This is a genomic window from Chloroflexus aurantiacus J-10-fl (assembly GCF_000018865.1).
GTDB lineage: Bacteria > Chloroflexota > Chloroflexia > Chloroflexales > Chloroflexaceae > Chloroflexus > Chloroflexus aurantiacus.
In genome coordinates, this window is record NC_010175.1 from 4,992,968 (window position 1) to 5,010,778 (window position 17,811).

11 protein-coding genes are annotated in these 17,811 nt (G+C 57.8%); 9 read left to right on the forward strand and 2 right to left on the reverse strand.

The window, feature by feature from the left end:
- Positions 1 to 804: 804 nt before the first annotated feature.
- Both CAUR_RS19675 and CAUR_RS19680 read right to left on the reverse strand, forming a co-directional pair.
- Positions 805 to 2,238: a DNRLRE domain-containing protein gene (locus CAUR_RS19675; protein WP_012259580.1), complete on the reverse strand. Its 1,434-nt coding sequence runs from the start codon at positions 2,236 to 2,238 to the stop codon at positions 805 to 807.
- 244 nt (positions 2,239 to 2,482) lie between these two features.
- Positions 2,483 to 3,469 carry a GHMP family kinase ATP-binding protein gene (locus tag CAUR_RS19680; RefSeq protein WP_012259581.1) on the reverse strand — a complete coding sequence of 329 codons (987 nt, stop codon included), beginning with the start codon at positions 3,467 to 3,469 and terminating at the stop codon, positions 2,483 to 2,485.
- A 194-nt stretch (positions 3,470 to 3,663) separates the two neighbouring features.
- On the opposite strand from CAUR_RS19680, the gene gmhB reads away from it, so the two are divergent.
- From gmhB to CAUR_RS19725, 9 genes are all read left to right on the forward strand, one after another.
- Entirely contained in the window at positions 3,664 to 4,269 is a 606-nt protein-coding gene (gmhB, locus tag CAUR_RS19685) for a D-glycero-beta-D-manno-heptose 1,7-bisphosphate 7-phosphatase (RefSeq protein ID WP_012259582.1), read from the forward strand.
- Positions 4,270 to 4,282: 13 nt separating this feature from the next.
- On the forward strand, positions 4,283 to 5,854 hold the full coding sequence (locus tag CAUR_RS19690) for an efflux RND transporter periplasmic adaptor subunit (protein WP_012259583.1): 1,572 nt from the start codon (positions 4,283 to 4,285) through the stop codon (positions 5,852 to 5,854).
- A 15-nt stretch (positions 5,855 to 5,869) separates the two neighbouring features.
- Positions 5,870 to 7,849: an LPS biosynthesis protein gene (locus tag CAUR_RS19695; RefSeq protein ID WP_012259584.1), complete on the forward strand. Its 1,980-nt coding sequence runs from the start codon at positions 5,870 to 5,872 to the stop codon at positions 7,847 to 7,849.
- Positions 7,850 to 7,860: 11 nt separating this feature from the next.
- Complete coding sequence (locus tag CAUR_RS19700) at positions 7,861 to 9,810, forward strand: hypothetical protein (RefSeq protein WP_012259585.1); 1,950 nt, start codon at positions 7,861 to 7,863, stop codon at positions 9,808 to 9,810.
- A 30-nt stretch (positions 9,811 to 9,840) separates the two neighbouring features.
- On the forward strand, positions 9,841 to 12,318 hold the full coding sequence (locus CAUR_RS19705; protein WP_012259586.1) for a polyamine aminopropyltransferase: 2,478 nt from the start codon (positions 9,841 to 9,843) through the stop codon (positions 12,316 to 12,318).
- A gap of 31 nt (positions 12,319 to 12,349) precedes the next feature.
- Positions 12,350 to 13,513, forward strand: coding sequence for an acetyltransferase domain-containing protein (locus CAUR_RS19710; RefSeq protein ID WP_012259587.1), 1,164 nt, complete (start codon positions 12,350 to 12,352; stop codon positions 13,511 to 13,513).
- A gap of 441 nt (positions 13,514 to 13,954) precedes the next feature.
- On the forward strand, positions 13,955 to 15,037 hold the full coding sequence (locus tag CAUR_RS19715; RefSeq protein ID WP_242604993.1) for a glycosyltransferase family 4 protein: 1,083 nt from the start codon (positions 13,955 to 13,957) through the stop codon (positions 15,035 to 15,037).
- Complete coding sequence (locus CAUR_RS19720) at positions 15,034 to 16,479, forward strand: flippase (protein WP_012259589.1); 1,446 nt, start codon at positions 15,034 to 15,036, stop codon at positions 16,477 to 16,479. Before CAUR_RS19715 ends, CAUR_RS19720 begins: the two co-directional genes overlap by 4 nt.
- 14 nt (positions 16,480 to 16,493) lie before the next feature.
- Positions 16,494 to 17,804 carry a glycosyltransferase family 4 protein gene (locus CAUR_RS19725; RefSeq protein ID WP_012259590.1) on the forward strand — a complete coding sequence of 437 codons (1,311 nt, stop codon included), beginning with the start codon at positions 16,494 to 16,496 and terminating at the stop codon, positions 17,802 to 17,804.
- Positions 17,805 to 17,811 lie beyond the last annotated feature (7 nt).

Sequence of the window (17,811 nt, forward strand, 5' to 3'; positions counted from 1 at the left end):
GCGGTATCTTCGATGGTGAGTGAGATCACGGCGTGTGCAGAGCAGGCCACCAACCGGCACGCATCCATTCCCTTAACCAGGGTCACGTACCGGCACCGGTATGCGCTACGACCAGCGCCCTGCCAGTGCGTGCGGTGGATGCGGCAGCAGGCTGCCGCACGCCAAACGATGCGTCACGGGCGTTCCAGGTAGGGAAGCGGCATCTACGCTGGTGGGTGAGATCACGTCGTGTGCAGAGCAGGCCACCAACCGGCACGCATCCATTCCCTTGACCAGGGTCACGTACCGGCACCGGTAGGCGCTGTGACTTGCGCCTACCGGGGCGTGCGGTGGATGCGGCAGCATGGCTGCCGCACGCCAAACGATGCGTCACGGGCGTTCCAGGTAGGGAAGCGGTATCTACGCTGGTGGGTGAGATCACGTCGTGTGCAGAGCAGGCCACCAACCGGCACGCATCCATTCCCTTGACCAGGGTCACGTACCGGCCCCGGTAGGCGCTGTGACTTGCGCCTACCGGGGCGTGCGGTGGATGCGGCAGCCGTGCTGCCGCACACCAAACGATGCGCCACGGGTCAATCTGGCCCGAAAACTGTATCCACGCTGGATCCGTCATCACCGGCGTGATCATTCGCTCACGAGCAATGACTTCAGGTAAAGCAGACTTGATATGATATCCGTCCCTCAGTGTCCTCCGTGTCTCGGTGGTGGATAGAGGCAAACCACCGAGGCACAGCGTGCACAGAGAATACGTAAACCCCTCTGTATCCTCTGTGTCTCGGTGGTGCATATAGACACAACCGGGAATTACTGCGATAGGACGACAATCAGCGTTGGGCGGTTGGCAGCGTTCCAGTCGCCGGTGCCGTTGGAGACGAAGTATTTCCCGCTGTGGTAGGCACTGTCGGCGGAGTAGAGCGCCAGCCGCAAGGGTTGGCCGCTGGTATACGCCTGAACCACCCCGCGTGTTACATCAATGGTTCGTTTCGGCAGTCTTGTCCAGTCGCCGGGGAAGCCAGGGATTGGATCGACCCAGCCGGAGCCGATGTTTTCGCGCACCAGTGGGGCGTTGTTCCAGGTGAGGGTTGCCGGACTCCAATCCTCGCCGACCAGCAGGGCCTGGATGAGGGAACGCTGCGCCTGGGCAGGTTCAGCATTGCCCATCTGACTCAATACCAATGTGGCTGAAATCACCGTGCGACCTGGTGGTAGCGACGTGAGGGGGAAGGTGATGTAGTACTTCGCGAAGCACGGCCAGTCGGCAATATCGGCCTGGTTCTGGATGCTGATGTCGGCCTGATCGGCTGGCCGGGGTCGGTTGGGCCAGGCATCCCAGTAATTGCCGCTATCATCACACATGTAGGGATTGACACCGCCAATCCCGGCATCAACGACGGTAACCCCATTCAGGCCGTGGCGGATTTGAAATGTCTGGGTGGCACTGACAGATGGTGGGGTGTAGACCGGTAACCCAAACCTGATCCCACCCCAGGTTGACGGCTGGCTGGCATTCAGCGCCGGCGGCCATACCTGATTGGGTATCGAGCTGCCGGTAGCATCATCGCGGTCGTGCAGGATCAGGGCCATCCGCCAGCGCGTGCCGTCAGGTGGTCGCCCACTGAGGCCAAGGCTGGTGAATGGAATCTGGAATGTCATCGCCCAACCCCGATCTTCGCTATCATTATTGTCATTCAGGCGATCACCGCGCCAGCCGGGAATCGACGAGAAAGCGACGGCGGTGGTTGTCCAGCTTCCACCGGTGCCACGCTGGCTCAATTGGTACGCGGGATCGGGGGTATCGCCGTTGCGCAATTGGGCTACAAACCGGAAACTGGCTGCACTGAGCTGGGTACCGTTGGCAGTATCAATCAGCAGTGTGGCCGCATCCCAGGAGGTGAGATCGGTTGCTGATGGGGTGGTATCGTACCAGAGTTGACGATCAAAACTGGCCAGGTAGAGGAAAAGGGCGTTGTCGTTGTAACCGACTCGAACATCGGTATAGTTTGTACTGCGGCTGAGCTGCCCAAACCAGAAGATTGCCATCTGCTCAAAGCGCTCGCCGGTGACGCTGGATACCGGAAAGTAGGGGGCATTGATAAGGTATTGTGGTTCAGGTGATGGCCCAAAAATCACTGGTACCCACTGCCGGTAGGGTGGATTGTTCGCCAGTGCTATGGTAGACGAAAGGATGAAGGCAAACGTAGCAATGATTAGCAATCGCTTCCGGTGGAAGTGGCTCAAGAGCGGTTCTCCTTTCGCGAACAGCCGGTGAAGAAAGCTTCAGGTTGTGAACGTCTGCGAACATTCACCGGCAATTGCTGCGACGTACACCGTCGAATAGCCTTGTTCTCCGCCCCCTCCCCTCACCAAATCATCTGCTGAGCCTTAATGAAGACATCAGCCTGCGTATTTCCTCTCTGATTGTACCAGGGGCGTCAATGATACCGGCCTTTGCCCAGGCGCAAGGCAAACCGGAAACGCATCATCAACGCTCTTCAACATAAATAATCTTGCTCCCTTGTGGCTCGAACCGGATCGGCACGTGGCGCAATTCTGGCAGGGCAGCCTTAATCGTCTCGTGGCGCTCTTCAGGCGCGTAGAGCAGCAGAAAGCCGCCTCCACCGGCGCCTAGAATCTTACCGCCGATGGCCCCAGCGGCCCTGGCCCGTTCGTACCACAGATCGATTTGTGAGCTGGAAATCCCGCTGGCCAGCTCGCGTTTGCGCATCCAACCCTCGTGGAGAATCTCACCGAAAGCATCGAGATCATCATTGTGGAGCGCTACCCGCAGGTCGTGGGCGAGGGCAACCATCCGGCGCACATGTTGCCGACGAGTCTCATCGCGCTCGGTGTTGGCACTCTGTTCGCGCAGTACATCGCTGGCGCTGCGTGTGGCACCGGTGTACATCATCAGCAAGCGCTGCTGGAGAAGCTGTTTGGTGTCGGCACGACAGATGATCGGATCGACAAAGACCGTCTCATCAGGATTAAATTGAATGAATTGAAAGCCACCATACGCGGCTATGTACTGATCCTGCTTTCCGATGGGTGAACCACACCGATCAATCTCGATGAAGCATGCCTCGCGGGCCAGACGCTCGGCACCGGCAAAGCGGCCTATAAAGGCGTAGAGGGCATTGAGCAGGCCAACGGTGTAGGTACTCGATGAGCCAAGACCGGTACCCTGCGAGGGAATGTCCGAAATGGACGTGATTTCAATCGCGTGCATACGACCCACCAGGCGCAGCGCTTCGCGAATGAGCTGATGTTTGAGATCATCAACCCGCTCAACAATTTCGGTGATCGAATAACTGGCGCGAATCTGGTGATCAAACTTCTCGTTGACGGTGATGTAGATGTACTTGTTGATGGCGGTGCTGACCACCGCACCCGGTTCATGGCGATAAAACGCCGGCAAATCGCTGCCACCACCGACAAAGCTGACCCGCAACGGGGTACGTGAGATGATCATTGATACCCTCCAGAGCAACAAGGCGACATTTCGATGAGCATAGACTACCAAATGAACATGACAGGATTGTCATAAATAGCTCCTACCTCTGTTAGCAGATCGTCAGCAAGAGCGTGTACTGTAACACTGTCGCCGCAGCCTACCGTCTTCACCACGTGGAATCGTCTTGCATGCAGCGCCAGGGGAGGGGTCTTATGCGCGCTGTCTTTCTCGACCGTGACGGGGTTATTAATCACAACCGCCCTGATCACGTCAAAAATCTGGCCGAGTTTCAGTTCCTACCGGGTGCGCTGACCGCGTTGCGTCTGCTAACCAGTGCCGGGTTTCGCATCTTTGTTATCACCAACCAGGCAGCGGTTGGGCGTGGGTTGATGACGGTAGAGGCGCTGGAAGAAATTCATGCCCACTTGCGCGCGATTGCCCGTTATCACGGGGCAACTATTGACGATATCCGATACTGTCCTCACACCCCGGAAGAGCGTTGCGGGTGCCGGAAGCCGCAACCCGGTATGATCCAGGAGCTGGCAGCCCGGCACCAGATTGATTGTCGAGCGACATTCCTGATTGGCGATGCGCTCACCGATATTGCTGCCGGTCAGCGGATGGGATGCCAGACGATTCTGGTCAAGAGTGGGAGAGGCAGTGCAGAATTGCAGAAACCGGAATTACGGCGCTATCAACCAACCCACATCGCCGACGATCTGCTGGCGGCAACGCGATGGTTGCTGCAAGAGGAACTCAGGCCGGTATCGGTGACCACGCAACCACTAACCGGTGTACTGACCACCGTACCACAGTAGTACAGGGAATGCTATGGAAGACCGTCTACAGCGTGTTGTTCGGCATATCCTGATGATCACTCTCCTGGTCGGGTTGAGTGGGTGCAGCATCAGCAGCCTGGTTGGCGCCCCTACACCCGAACCATGGACGCCACCACCAACACCGGAACCAACGGTTGTGGTAGTGGAACCAACCGCCACGGCAACTGAACCGGTGCAGCGGACTGTTGCAGTCGCCCTGGGAACGTTCGAGGACCGGCGCGAGTTCAGTGGTCAGGTTACGCCCATCCTGGAACGCGACCTAGCGTTCCGCGAGAGTGGCATTCTCCGCAATCTGTACATTGAAGTAGGTGCGCAGGTCACAACCGGGCAGCTCCTGGCCGAGATCGATCTGGGTACGCTCGAAGACCGGTTGCGTCAGGCGCAGATTAACGCCGAACAAGATCGACGGGCAATTGATCAGGCGGTAGCCCGTGCCCAGATCGAGGTGCGGGCCGCCGAAGTCGCACTGGAAACAGCACAGGATCGCCTTGCTGAACTGACAACTCCAGCCTCGGCAACCGAGATCGCGGAAGCACGTGCGGCTCTGCAACGGGCAGAGGCAGCACTGGCACGGACACGCAATGATGCCTCTGCCGTCAAGACGCGCGCCGAACGGGCACTGGCCGACCGGGTTGCCGAGTTGCAACGGGTGCAGGCTGCCTATGGTCAGGCTCGCGCCCGTCTGGAGGTCGAAGACACGCCGGAGGTACGGGCATTAGTTGATCGTTTGACGGTTGAGCTTCAGGCGGCTGAAAGTGCAGTAGCGCTGGCCCAGATCGAACTCGACACGGCTCGTGGCAATGAGATCGCGGCGGTGCAGGCAGCAGAAGCGGATGTAGCGCTGGCCCGCGCCCGCCTGGATCGGCTCCTCAACGGTGCGGATCAGTTTGAAATCACGGCGGCTCGCCGGGCAGTAGAACAGGCGCAGATTCAGCTCGATGCCGCACGCCAACGTGCGACCCCCGATCCGTTGCTGGTGAAGAGCCTGGCTGCTTCAGAACTCATGATCAAAGAGATCGAGCGTCAGATCGAAGCGCGCCGTATTTATGCCCCCTTCGACGGGTCAATCACCGCCATTGACGCCCTGGTCGGTTTTCCGGTGCAGGCTGAAATGCCGGTCATCCGATTGATGGATAATTCGGGATTACAGATCACCATCAGTGCAGTGAGTAGCACCGATCTTGAGCGGATTTCAGATGGTACCCCGGTCACGATCAGCTTCGTGCGCTACCCTGGCCGTACCTTTAATGGGGTGATTCGGAAAAGCACGATGCTGACCAACCCCCTACAGGCACCAGAGCTACACGTTGCCTACAACGCCGGCGATCTTGCGCTAGCCGTCGGCGATCCGGCTCTGGTAACGATTGATTTTGGCCGACGCGAAAATGTGCGCTGGCTCCCGATAGAGGCAATCCGTCGCGATGGTGGCACCCACGTTCTGGTGCCTACTGAACAAGGGCCGCAGCGGGTTGATGTTGAAATCGGTCTGATTGTTGATGGCAAAGCTGAAATCATAAGTGGACTGGAAGTGGGTGATCTGGTCATCTTGCCCGCTACCAGTTAAGAAGGAGCCGATGTGATGCTCACCTGGAGCGACATCTGGTCGTATGTGCGGATTATACTACGATGGTGGTGGGTGGCCCTCCTGGCAGCGGTGATTGCTGCCGGTGCCGCCTTTGTTTTTGCCTTGCGGCAGCCTGATTACTATGTGAGTCGCACAACGTTGCAGGTGGGTGATACACTTGCCGCCACGCCCGATCCGCAGACATTCGGCTTGAGTGCCACCGTCGCAGGTTTTTACGCTGAAATGGCGCGCCGCGAGGTCATTCTGGCTCCTGTCGTTGAGAAACTGGGTTTACCGTTTCCCTGGCAGGTGATCAGCACCTATATGCTCGCCACCAGTGTCAATCGACAGGCAAGCCTGCTTGACATTACCATTACCGACACAAACCCGCAGCGGGCCGCGGCGATTGCTGATGCGATAGCGCATGAGCTGGTACGCTTTAGCCCAAATTCACCGGAAAACGTTGCTGCGCAACGTAATTTGCTCAATGAACAGATTACACGCTCACAGGCCGAAATTGATCAGCTTGATCGCCAGATTGCCCAAACCCGCGAGATGCTGGCGCAGGCGACTAGCGCCACCGATTTGCGCGAGGCGCGCAATCGGCTGCAGGAACTGGAACTGGCCCGTGATACTGCCCAGAACGCCTATGCGCAGTTACTGCGCCTCCAGAATACCAGTCTGGTGAATAGTCTGTCGATTTTCGAGTCGGCCAAGGTACCCACGGCTCCATTACCAAATAAGCGGAATCTGACGGTAGCTATCGCGGGACTGGTTGGGTTAATCCTGGGGATGATGGCCTCGTTTGTGCTGGAGATGATCGATACACGCTGGCGGAATCACAACGATCTGCGTAGTCGGTTTGGCCTGAATTTTCTCGGTGTGGTACCGGGTAAACACCCCTCGATCAGCCTCAGCGATGAAGAAGCCAGAATACGCTTTAATGCGGTGAAAGAGGCGCACACCCAGATTGTCCTCGCCGGGTTGCCGCGCAATGCGCGGATTCTGATGGTGAGTGGGCCACGACCTTCAAATGAGCGAAGTGCGTTAGCCGTCGATCTGGCGCATTGCTACACGCTATCCGGCTATCGCGTGCTGCTGGTTGATGCCGAAACCGAGCGGGCTATCCTCAGCGAGTTCTTTGCCGATCCAAATGCGGTGCTGCAACCCATCTCTATTGACGGCGAAGCCCAGGTCTGGTCGAGTCTGCGGGTGACGCCGATCAAGAATGTGCTGCTGCTGGCCCGCAATACCGATGACCAGGGGCGTCCGTTGCCACCCTCGCAGCCCTGGCCCGCGCTGGTTGACGGCCTGCAACGGGCCGCCGATATTCTGATCTTCGATGGCCCGTCAACCCTGAGCGGCGTGGAAGCTGCCCTGCTGGCGCCAATGATGGATGGAGTTATCCTGGCCTTGAAACCGGTTGAAGATAGCAGTCGCGACATCCAGCAGAGCCTGAAACGACTCACCCTTAAACGCACTGATAGTGTGTTGGGTGCAGTAATGTTGACCGAAGAGTATGTGCTCCCCGGTCGAAAAGAACAGCCCCGCCTACCGTTACCCAGCCTGCGCCACCTGTTAGGCGACATTCCGCTGCGATTACTCAATCCCGGTAAGGGTGAGCGGACAAACACAACACAGCAAGCTGAGAACACCACTCATGCACATACTACCCGTGCAGTTGACACCAATCAGACACCACCGCCAACACCTGCCACAGCACCACAGGTCATCATCACGCCACCACCTCACGAGGATCGACGGGTGATTGTGGTACCGGCAATTGAAACCGATACAGCGTATGAAGCAGCAGAAGAGCTGTATGAACGGGCGGTTGGCGAGGCACCTCTCAACGTACCTGAAGAGCTGTATGAACGGGCTGTCGGCGAGGCACCTCTCAACGTACCTGAAGAACGGCAGTCATCGCTGCCACCGCCAGCGGCGAAACGACCAACACGGCGTCGTCCGCCTGCCGGTCGGCGTCGCCGGGGATAAGACAGACGCTTATGCACTACTTGCAGCGACCGATAACCCGTCGAGCATTTCTCTCCGGCCTGCTGGCTGCCACCGGACTGGGTGGACTGGTGGCCTACGGTGCGGAACACTGGCCATTGCCGCCACCCGCAGCGGGCGCAAGCGTGAGTTTACCGCCAGTTACCGATGGCTTTGCCCCGCTACTCCTGGTAGCCGATCCGGCACCGCGGCCCGATTTTACCGCGTACCTCGGCGAAATACTCCGGGCAGAGGGGTTTATTGGTCTGCGTCGGATCAGCTTTGATGATCAGATAGATCAGGTTCGTACTGGTGCAGTGATCATCATCGGTTCGGTACCGTTGTCCGCCGGACAGGTGGCGTGGTTGCAGCACTTTGTGCACGCCGGGGGCGGCTTGATCGGCATTCGCCCTGATCCTGCGCTGGCCGAGATATTCGGTGTCAGGTATCTGGGATCATCTCAGCGTGATGATTCACTCTTTCCCATTCCTGCAACCGGCATCAGTGGCCCGCTGCAACTTCATACTGTGTACGAGCGGGTGACGGTGCAGGGGGCGGAGATTATTGCCACCGGCAGCAATGGTGATCCGCTGGTAACGATTCACCAGTTCGGAGCCGGACGTGCGGCATTGTGGACGTTTGATCTGGCGCTGACGATTGCCCTGATCCGACAGGGCAACCCGGCCTGGACGAACCAGGAACGCGATCTGATGGAAGGGTTGCGGGCAAGCGATCTCTTCGTCGATTGGATTGATCTGGAACGAATCGCTATTCCCCAGGCCGACGAACATCAGCGCCTGCTCAGTCGCATGATTGAAGAGGTAAGTCCATTACCGCTACCTCGTCTGTGGTACCTGCCCGACAACGCTCCCGGTGCAATCATTGCCACCGGCGATGCGCATGGCAGTCGGGTCAGCCACATTGAACAGTGGCTGGGCATTGTTGAGCGTCATAACGGCACAGCTTCGATCTACTACACCCCACCACCAACAGATGCGTCCGGGCGCTTGAGCCGTAAATTGCGTTGGATGCTGAGCCGGGCACCGGTAATCGGCTCGACCCTCGGCGGTGATGATCCGTTGCCGGGCCCACACCATGTGCAGGCGTGGCGTGATCGTGGTCACGAATTCGGCATGCATCCCTACGTCGAAGAGGGGCTGGAAGCCGGCTATTACCGACACTGGAGTGAATTCATCAAGCTCGGCTATGGGCCACTGCCGCCAACGGTACGCACGCATCGCATCCTCTGGCAGGGTTGGGTTGACAATGCCATCGTCCAGGCGGCTTATGGTATTCGCATGAACCTCGATCACTACCATAGCGGCCCGGTTGTGCGCAAAACTGATGGCACATGGACAATGGGCTATCTGAACGGGAGCGGGTTGCCACTGCGCTTCGTTGACCGGGATGGAACGGTAATCGATGTGTATCAGCAGGCGACCCACCTGGTTGACGAACACCTGATGCCGGTGTTTCAAACCGGCTACGAGGTTGGTTTCAGCGGTGAACAGGCAGCCGCGCAAAGCATTGCCCAGATTGCAGCGAGTGTTGATCGTTACCCGGCAGCATTGGGATTACAGTGCCACGTTGACCCCTTCCTGATCGGTGGCCCGATTGCCGGTGAAGTCGCACGCTGGTTTGATCAAACACTCGCCTATGCCACTCAGGTTGGTTTGCCGATCATGGCGGCTGAGCAGTGGCTGCGATTTATTGATGCCCGCAGGGCGAGTGACCTGCAGGAGCTAAACTGGGACAACCAGCGACTCAGTGGCACCATCACCATCCCGTCAACGAGATTCGACCTCACCCTTTGCATCCCGGAAACGCATCGCACAGCACGGCTGGCCGCCGTCACCATCGGTACTGACAGGATGCCGCACTTGCAACGCCAGATCGCCGGTAAAACCTACCGGGTGATCAGGCTCACGAGCGGCCAACACCAGGTACAGGCCACCTACACCTGATCAGCAACCCATCCAGAAAGCGAGCACGGCATGAAGTTTATCCCATCACTTCACTCGACTGGAAAGTATCTCGGTCTAACCCTCCTCAGCGGTAGCATTCTTGCCCTGCAGATCACCTTCACCCGTATCTTCTCACTCATGATCTGGCACCACTTTACCTACATGGTCATCGGTATCGCCCTGCTTGGCGGGGGAGCAGCCGGTACATTTCTCGCCGTGCGCCGATGGGGGCCAGACAAGCTTCAGCGTCGGTTGGGCAAACTTGCGCTCATCTTCAGTCTCACCAGCCTGAGCAACCTGATCGCGATCAGCACCATCGCCATCGATCCCTTACGCGCTGCCCAGCTTGGATGGGCTATTGTCGGTCTTGGTATCTATTTCATCTGTCTGTTCAGCACCTTCTTTAGTGGTGGACTGGTGATCGCGGCGATCTTCGGTCGGTGGGCCAGTAGTTCGCACCGCCTCTACTTTGCCGACATGGCAGGAGCTGGTATCGCCACGATTACGGTTCTGCAGGTTATTCAGCTCATTGGCGGCCCGGCAGTCATTGCGCTGATTGCGGTGATCGGTGCATTCTCGGCCATCCTGCTGGGATACGAGGCACAAGGACGGCAACGCTGGTTGCCGGTAGCACTGATCGGGGTCGAGAGTCTCTTGCTGGTTGCGCTGATTGTGCGACCGCCAACCCTGGCCGTACCCGGTTCAAAAGAGCTGGGTTGGGCTATGCAGGCGCAGGGAACCGGCCCGGAATTTACGCATTGGGATGCGGTAGGAAGAGTTGATGTGATGCCGGAGATTGTGGTCACCGAACCAATGATCGTGGGGGCAGTCAGCTCACGCTATCCACTTGAACAGCGCCCAGAGCTGCCGCTGAAGCTGGTCACGATTGATGGTACCTCGATGACCGGGATGTACCGGTTCGATGGCAGTGACGCCGATCTTGAACGGTTTCGCTTCCTCGACCATGCGGTAATCAGTGCGGCCTACCATCTGGGCAATGAGCATCCGAGTACACTCTTGATCGGGGTTGGTGGTGGGCTTGACATTCTGCTGGCCCGGCTGTACGGAGCAGAGCGAATCACAGCCATTGAACTCAATCCAACCATCGTTAACCTCTTAAAAGGGAGATACGCCGATTACACGGGCAGATTAGCCGAGCACCCTTCAACTGAACTGATCGTCGCCGAGGGGCGCAGCTTTCTCAGCCGGACGACCGAACAGTACGACATTATTCAGGGTATTGGCCTCGACAACCTGGCCGCGTTGTCGGGCGGTGCCTACGTATTGGCCGAGTCGTACCTCTACACCGTCGATGCGCTGGAACAGGCGCTCAATGCGCTGACCCCCACCGGCATTTTTTCATGGACACGTGATGTAAACAGTCCGCCCCGTGAAATGCTGCGCCTGACCGGGCTGGCAGCCGAAGCGTTGCGGCGCATGGGGGTGAGCGATCCAGCCGTCCATATTGCAATCATCGCGAACGAGCAGGGGGTAAATGCTACGCTGCTGGTGAGCCGATCACCATTCCAGCCGGAACAGATCGAGCGCCTGCGGGCATGGGGGGCGGCAAACAACTTCACCATGCTGCACGATCCCTTTGTGCGCCTGAACACACCGTTCGCTGAATACCTGCACGCCCCCGATCCACGCGCTTTTGAACGAGCATACCCCTTCCAGATTTTCCCGGTCACCGACGACAATCCCTTCTTCTACAACTACTTCCGCTGGGACAATCTGCACTTCAACAGCAGTTATGAGGGGCGCCTCAATCGCTTTCCCATCGGCAATCTGATTTTATTGACGATGGCTACGTTTGCAATTGGGGCGGCGATTGCGTTCATCGTCACGCCACTGGTGCGCTACCAGCGTGATGGTCTCCGCCTGCCCGGTGCCTTGCCCACCCTGGCCTATTTCAGCCTGCTGGGTGCGGCGTATATGTTTATCCAGATCGTGCTGATTCAGCGCTTCACGCTCTTCATTGGCTATCCGATCCACGCTACCACAACGACGATTGCCAGCATGCTGCTCTTTGCTGCAATTGGTAGCCTGTTCGGCAGTAAACACATTCGCAGTAGTAACGCCTTGCGGCTAGTCTTGATCGGGATCGCGATCACAACCGTCATCTACATTGTCACATTACCGGTATTGTTTGCGGCCTGGATGCACTGGCCCGATCTGGCTCGAATTGTGGTGAGTATGATCATCATTGCCCCGCTCGCTACCCTGATGGGTATCCCCTTCCCTGCCGGTTTACGTCAACTGAGCGCACGCGCACCGGGACTGGTGGTCTGGGCGTGGGGTATGAATGGCGTCTTTTCGGTATTGGGGTCTATTCTGGTGATTGTGATCAGCATGAGCAGTAGCTTTACAACGGCAATGCTGTGGGGGGCAGCCGGCTATGGTGTGGCAGGATTGGTGAGTGGTGCGCTCTGGCGGGTAGCCATTCGCGATAGTGTCGCCGAGATTGCAGGTACGCAGACCAACCCATCTGTTCAGCCGACGCCATAATGCCGTTTTCTGAACGGTAAGGAGAGAGCGCATGCAAACCGCACGGATCGCTGCCGAAACCCGACCTATTGTTGTTGAGCAGCAGGCCAGCAGGCGGATTGTCGCGATTGACGCATTACGCGGCATTGCGTTGATTCTGATGGCGCTTGACCACAGTGCCTTCTTCGTTGGCGCAGGGCTTCAGGCCGAGTCGTATGGCGGACAGCCGGTGGTCTTGCAAAGTGCAGCCTACTGGCTCAGTGGACTACTCACCAACCTGGCGTCACCGATCTTCTTCTTCCTGGGTGGGTATAGCCTGGCCCTGTATGCCGCAGGGCAAAGCCGACGTGGCAGGCCAGCTTCGGCAACCACGCGATTTATCCTTATCCGCGCCCTGATTATTCTGGTGCTCGATCTCACCATCTGTGCCTGGTTTTGGCGCGGTGCAACGCCCTACGTCCACGTCCTGACCAGCATCGCCACCGCAATGATCCTGCTGGCCGGACTGCGCCATCTACTTTCCCCGCGTCAGATCGGGTTCGTTGCCATCATCACCCTCATCATTCATCAAGCATGGATCGGCGCTATCGCCCCGGAACTGGTCAGGAATGAGCCGCAATCGTTCTGGCAGGCCTTCTGGCTCACCTACAGCTACGACACTCAACCGGCTGTCGGTTTTGCTGTCCTGGGATGGGGGCCACTGCTCTGGCTTGGTTACGCAATGGGACACCAGCAAGGGCAAACAGCACACCTGTCATCGCGCCGCTGGTTCCAGATCGGGACCGGACTCCTCATCGGCTGGCTAATCTTGCGCCTGATCGGAGGGTTCGGCGATCTGGGCGCGTTCAGGGCGGTCGGCAACACACCAGCGCACTGGCTGGTTATGAGCAAAGCCCCACCCAGCCTGAGTTACTTTGCCTTCAACCTCGGCATTGCAGCTCTCATCCTGGCCGCGGCCTACGCCAAACCAGACCTCTTCACAAACGGACTCTTCCGCTGGCTGCCGATGGTTGGTCAGGTCTCGCTCTTCTTTTACGTGATGCACATTGTCATTTACCACCTGATTGCCCTGGTGATGAGCCAGCTCCCACTAAGCGGGCCGCGCATCATTTGGGGCTACAGTGCCTGGTTGATGGGTCTCGTGCTCTTGATCCCGCTCGGCTACTGGTATCGCCGGCAGCGCAAGCGATACCCGCAGGTGCTGGGGTACCTGTAGAGACTGGTCGCATATTGGGCAGGCGAAGATGTTGCCTTCGCCTGCCTGACTGTAAGATGGTTCGGATAGACTCACCGAGAACGGGTTGGCTGGAGGTGAGAAAAAGAACTGACAGGGCTTATTAGCCGGGCAGAACCTGACGCGGCATGCATTTGCGCGTACAAGGATAGCCCCGCCAGTGAACCTGACTTCGACAATGATCCCCTTTTCAGGAATGAGTACCAGCTTCGGCGAGTTCAATGCAGGAGATAAAACGTTCAATCCTTTGCGCATTGTCCAGTCGATCTCCATATCAACATCCGCACGTTCAACCAGCACCTCAGCCAAACCACCTGAAGCCTGAATGACGATGGCGTCATATTCGCTCTACAGTTTATTTAGCGGACTGTCAGCCATACGTGGTAAGGTAGGAATATGCATGAACCAGTAACAAGGATACTTGTGGTAGCGACAAATGCGCCGGTGCCAGGACTGGTAGCAGCGGTGAAGCAAGGCTTTCATCAGCGGGTTGATTATCTGGAGCTGGCAGAGCGCTTCGACAATCGCCACGTTGACTACGGCATCGTGCGGCCAAACCGCATGCTGGAGCGATTAGAGGGGATAACACGCTTCGATCTGCGTTTGGCATCACAGGTGAATCAGATAGTGCGCTCGGCGAGGTATCAGGCCGTGATCAGCCTTTCGGAGCGGGTTGGGATACCACTGGCTTTAATGCTCCCGCAGACAGTTCGCCATCTCGTGATCTTTCATCACGGCATGTCGGCACGCAAACTGCAACTGATACGAACACTCCATCTTCAACATCGGTGGGACATCGTGGCAGCGATTAGTGAGGCTGAGGCGAAAGGCATGCGGCAGGCTCTTGGATTACCGGCAGAACGGGTGGTTGCCCTGCATACACCAGTTGACACTGCATTCTACCAACCGCAACCGGGTAGACAGCAAGCCAGCGTCGTGCAGAGCCTGGGTCTATCGCACCGCGACTACCCCACCCTGATCCGGGCAATGCGTCGGCTGCCGCATATTCCCTGCCATTTACGGGTTGGCAGTAGCTGGATCAGCGGTCGCAGCGGTCACGAACGTGAAGTATTACCGGCTAACATCAGCCTCCAGCCCTTCGTGCCACCGGTGCAACTACGAACCTGTTATCAACAAAGCCGCATCGTCGTTGTCCCGATTAAAGCCAGCACCCAGTGGAGTGCCGGTTGCACATCGGTACAGGCAGCCCAGGCAATGGGACGACCGGTGATTGCAACTCGCCGACCAGGGCTGGCCGAGTATGTGGACGAAGGAAGAACGGCGTTACTGGTAGAGCCGGGCGATGCTGATGGGATGGCAGATGCAATTGCTACCCTTTGGGAAAATCCCGACCGGGCAGAGCGGATGGGGCAGGCCGGGCGGCAGTTGATGGAAGAGCGTTTTACGATTGAACAGTGGCTTGATCGCGTGGTAGAGCTGACGCACAAGATGATGGATTGGCCGGCTCGGCGATCCACATCCACTATGACTGGTAGCGCTGTATGAACCAGCTTGCAGGCACGATTCTGCGCAACTCAGTAGCCGGAATGATCGCCCAACTGGCGATCAAAGTCCTCTCGTTTTGTTTTTCAATCTTTATTGTCCGCCAGTTGGGTGCAAGCGACTTTGGCCAGTACGCTGCGGTGATCGGCTTTGGGAGCATCTTTCTCTTCATCGCCGATCTGGGGCTGGCGCCATACACCGTGCGTGAAATTGCCCGTCTGCGGAGCGAACCGGATCATCTGGATAAGATTCGCGATCTCTATGCCGATGTGTTGGGGTTGCGGCTGATCCTGGCCCTGATTGCCGGCATGCTCGTCGTGAGCGCCGCAATTGCAACCGGCCGACCCCTCTTGATGATCGGAGCGATTGCGCTGAACGGGCTGACCCTGCTCATCTATGCTGTTCACGGGAGCAGTGAGGCAGTGCTGGCCGGTCACGAACGTCTCGATCTCACCGCCGGGATGCAGGTGGTGAATCAGTTGATCTTCGTGACACTCGGTGGACTGGCGCTCTGGTTGGGGCTGGGGTACTACGGCCTCATTTTCGCAACCATGATCGGTGTCGCGGTGATGACTGCCCTGGTTGTCCGTGCCCTGTGGCGGTTAGGGGTAACGCCGGGGCGCTGGCAGCGCGAACGCTGGTTGCGTCTCTTACGTGCCGCCTTTCCGTTTGGTGTGATTGGGTTGACGCTAGGGCTGTCGTACCGGTTCGATACAGTTGTGCTCAACGTTAGCTTCGGTGATAGCGAGACCGGCTATTACAATGCAGCGTACAACCTGATCTTTGCCCTGGTTACGCTCTCAAACGTCCTGAACACCGCCCTGTACCCTTCGCTGGCACGCCAGGCCAAAACTGATCCAACCAACCTGCCACGGATTTATGAACGAATTTTAAGCTACCTGTGTATCGTGGCCCTGCCCATCACGGCGGGAGGATTTATTTTAGCCCGCCCGATCACCCTCTTCCTGTTTGGCGAGGACTACGCCGCTACTGCGCCACTGCTGGCGGTGCTCATCTGGACACTACCACTCATGTTTTTGACCGAATTTCTCGGTTATGTCGTGGTGATTGCCGACCGCGAGGCACTGGTGGCGCGCTCGATCATGATCAGCAGTGGTATCAATGTGATTGCAAACCTGATCTTTACCTCGCGTTACGGAGCACCGGCCGCAGCCATCATCACGGTAGTGACCGAGGCCGTGCTGGCAGTGCAATATGTCTGGCTGCTGCGCGATCAACTGCGTCTGATGCGCTGGCAAGTGGTGTACCGGGCAGCGATTGCCGTGGCACTTATGGCCGGCATGGTCTATCTGGCGCGTGAATGGCCGGTGTTGCTGGTGATCGGCGGCGGCGGACTCATCTACGGAGCACTGCTGGTTGGATTACGAGTGATTGGTACGGAAGAAACAACATTTGTGCGTAACCTGTTCGCTGCACGCCGTTAAGAGAGGAAGAGACGATGCGCATACTGCTGGCAGTACATCACTTTCCACCGCGCTACAGTGCCGGTGCCGAGCTGTATACGATGAGGCTGGCACACGAGCTGTTACGGCGTGGCGATGAGTGTGAAGTGGTGTGTGTCGAGACGCTCGATACGGAGCAGCCGTTTGGCGTGCGGGCTGAACGCGACTACTACCACAATATTCCGGTCTGGCGGCTTCACCTTGGTTTGCGCGATGCACCGGCCAACTGGAGCTATGCAAACCCGGCTATTACAGCCTGGCTTGAGCAGCGAATCCAGGTCTTTCAGCCTGATATTGTTCACTTGCAGAGTGGATATCTGATCGGGGTTGGCGCCATCAACGCCGCACACGCGCAGGATATTCCTGCTGTCGTTACACTGCACGATTACTGGTTTCTCTGTCCGCGGATTACCCTGCTGCGCGGGGATGGTACGTTGTGTAAACAACCACCGCTCGATCCAGCCGAATGTGCCTGGTGTTTGCAGCTTGACCAACGGCGCTATCGGCTTCCAGAACAATTGAGCGCGGGACTGGCCGGTAAAGCATGGATCACGCTCACCGGTGACCGTGGACGCGCCGCACAGCAGGTTCGCCGCGACACCTTACGGGCAGCGCTGGCGCAGGCCGATCTGGTCATCTCACCCTCACATTTTCTAGCCGGTCTGTTTCGGGAATGGGTGCCTCATGTGCAGGTGGTTCGTATAGGCATCACCCAAGAACATTTACGCCGGGTTCAGCCAGTCCGGTCTGGTCAGCGCTTGCGGATCGGCTACATCGGACAGATCGTCCCCCACAAAGGGGTTCATCTGCTGATTACTGCCTTTAAGAGCCTGCCCCGCAGCAATCGTCCCGCTGAACTCATCATTTTTGGTAATCCTGACCAGAATCCGGCCTACACGAATCACCTGCGGCGCCTGATAGGCGACGATCCGGGCATTCAGATCGCCGGCAAGTTTCGACACGATCAGTTGGCAGACGTGCTGAGCAGGGTTGATGTGATCGTGGTTCCATCCATCTGGTACGAGAATAGCCCGCTTACAATTCTGGAAGCACACGCAGCCGGGCGACCGGTGATTTGCTCACGGCTGGGCGGGATGGTCGAGCTGGTGCAAGACGAGGTGGATGGATTGCTGTTCACACCAAACGATGATCGCGATCTGGCACGCCAGTTGCAGCGTTTGCGTACCGAACCGGGACTGCTGGAACGGTTGCGTGACGGTATCCAACCACCACGAACATTTGCAGATGAGTTAAAGGAGATGTTGCAGCACTATACGACACTCAGCAAACGACGTACCACAGTGTGAGGGATTG

Coding starts and splice junctions, on each gene's coding strand:
- CAUR_RS19680 (WP_012259581.1), bottom strand. CDS start 3,469: ATGATCATCTCACGTACCCCGTTGCGGGTCAGCTTTGTCGGTGGTGGC.
- gmhB (WP_012259582.1), top strand. CDS start 3,664: ATGCGCGCTGTCTTTCTCGACCGTGACGGGGTTATTAATCACAACCGC.
- CAUR_RS19690 (WP_012259583.1), top strand. CDS start 4,283: ATGGAAGACCGTCTACAGCGTGTTGTTCGGCATATCCTGATGATCACT.
- CAUR_RS19695 (WP_012259584.1), top strand. CDS start 5,870: ATGCTCACCTGGAGCGACATCTGGTCGTATGTGCGGATTATACTACGA.
- CAUR_RS19700 (WP_012259585.1), top strand. CDS start 7,861: ATGCACTACTTGCAGCGACCGATAACCCGTCGAGCATTTCTCTCCGGC.
- CAUR_RS19705 (WP_012259586.1), top strand. CDS start 9,841: ATGAAGTTTATCCCATCACTTCACTCGACTGGAAAGTATCTCGGTCTA.
- CAUR_RS19710 (WP_012259587.1), top strand. CDS start 12,350: ATGCAAACCGCACGGATCGCTGCCGAAACCCGACCTATTGTTGTTGAG.
- CAUR_RS19720 (WP_012259589.1), top strand. CDS start 15,034: ATGAACCAGCTTGCAGGCACGATTCTGCGCAACTCAGTAGCCGGAATG.
- CAUR_RS19725 (WP_012259590.1), top strand. CDS start 16,494: ATGCGCATACTGCTGGCAGTACATCACTTTCCACCGCGCTACAGTGCC.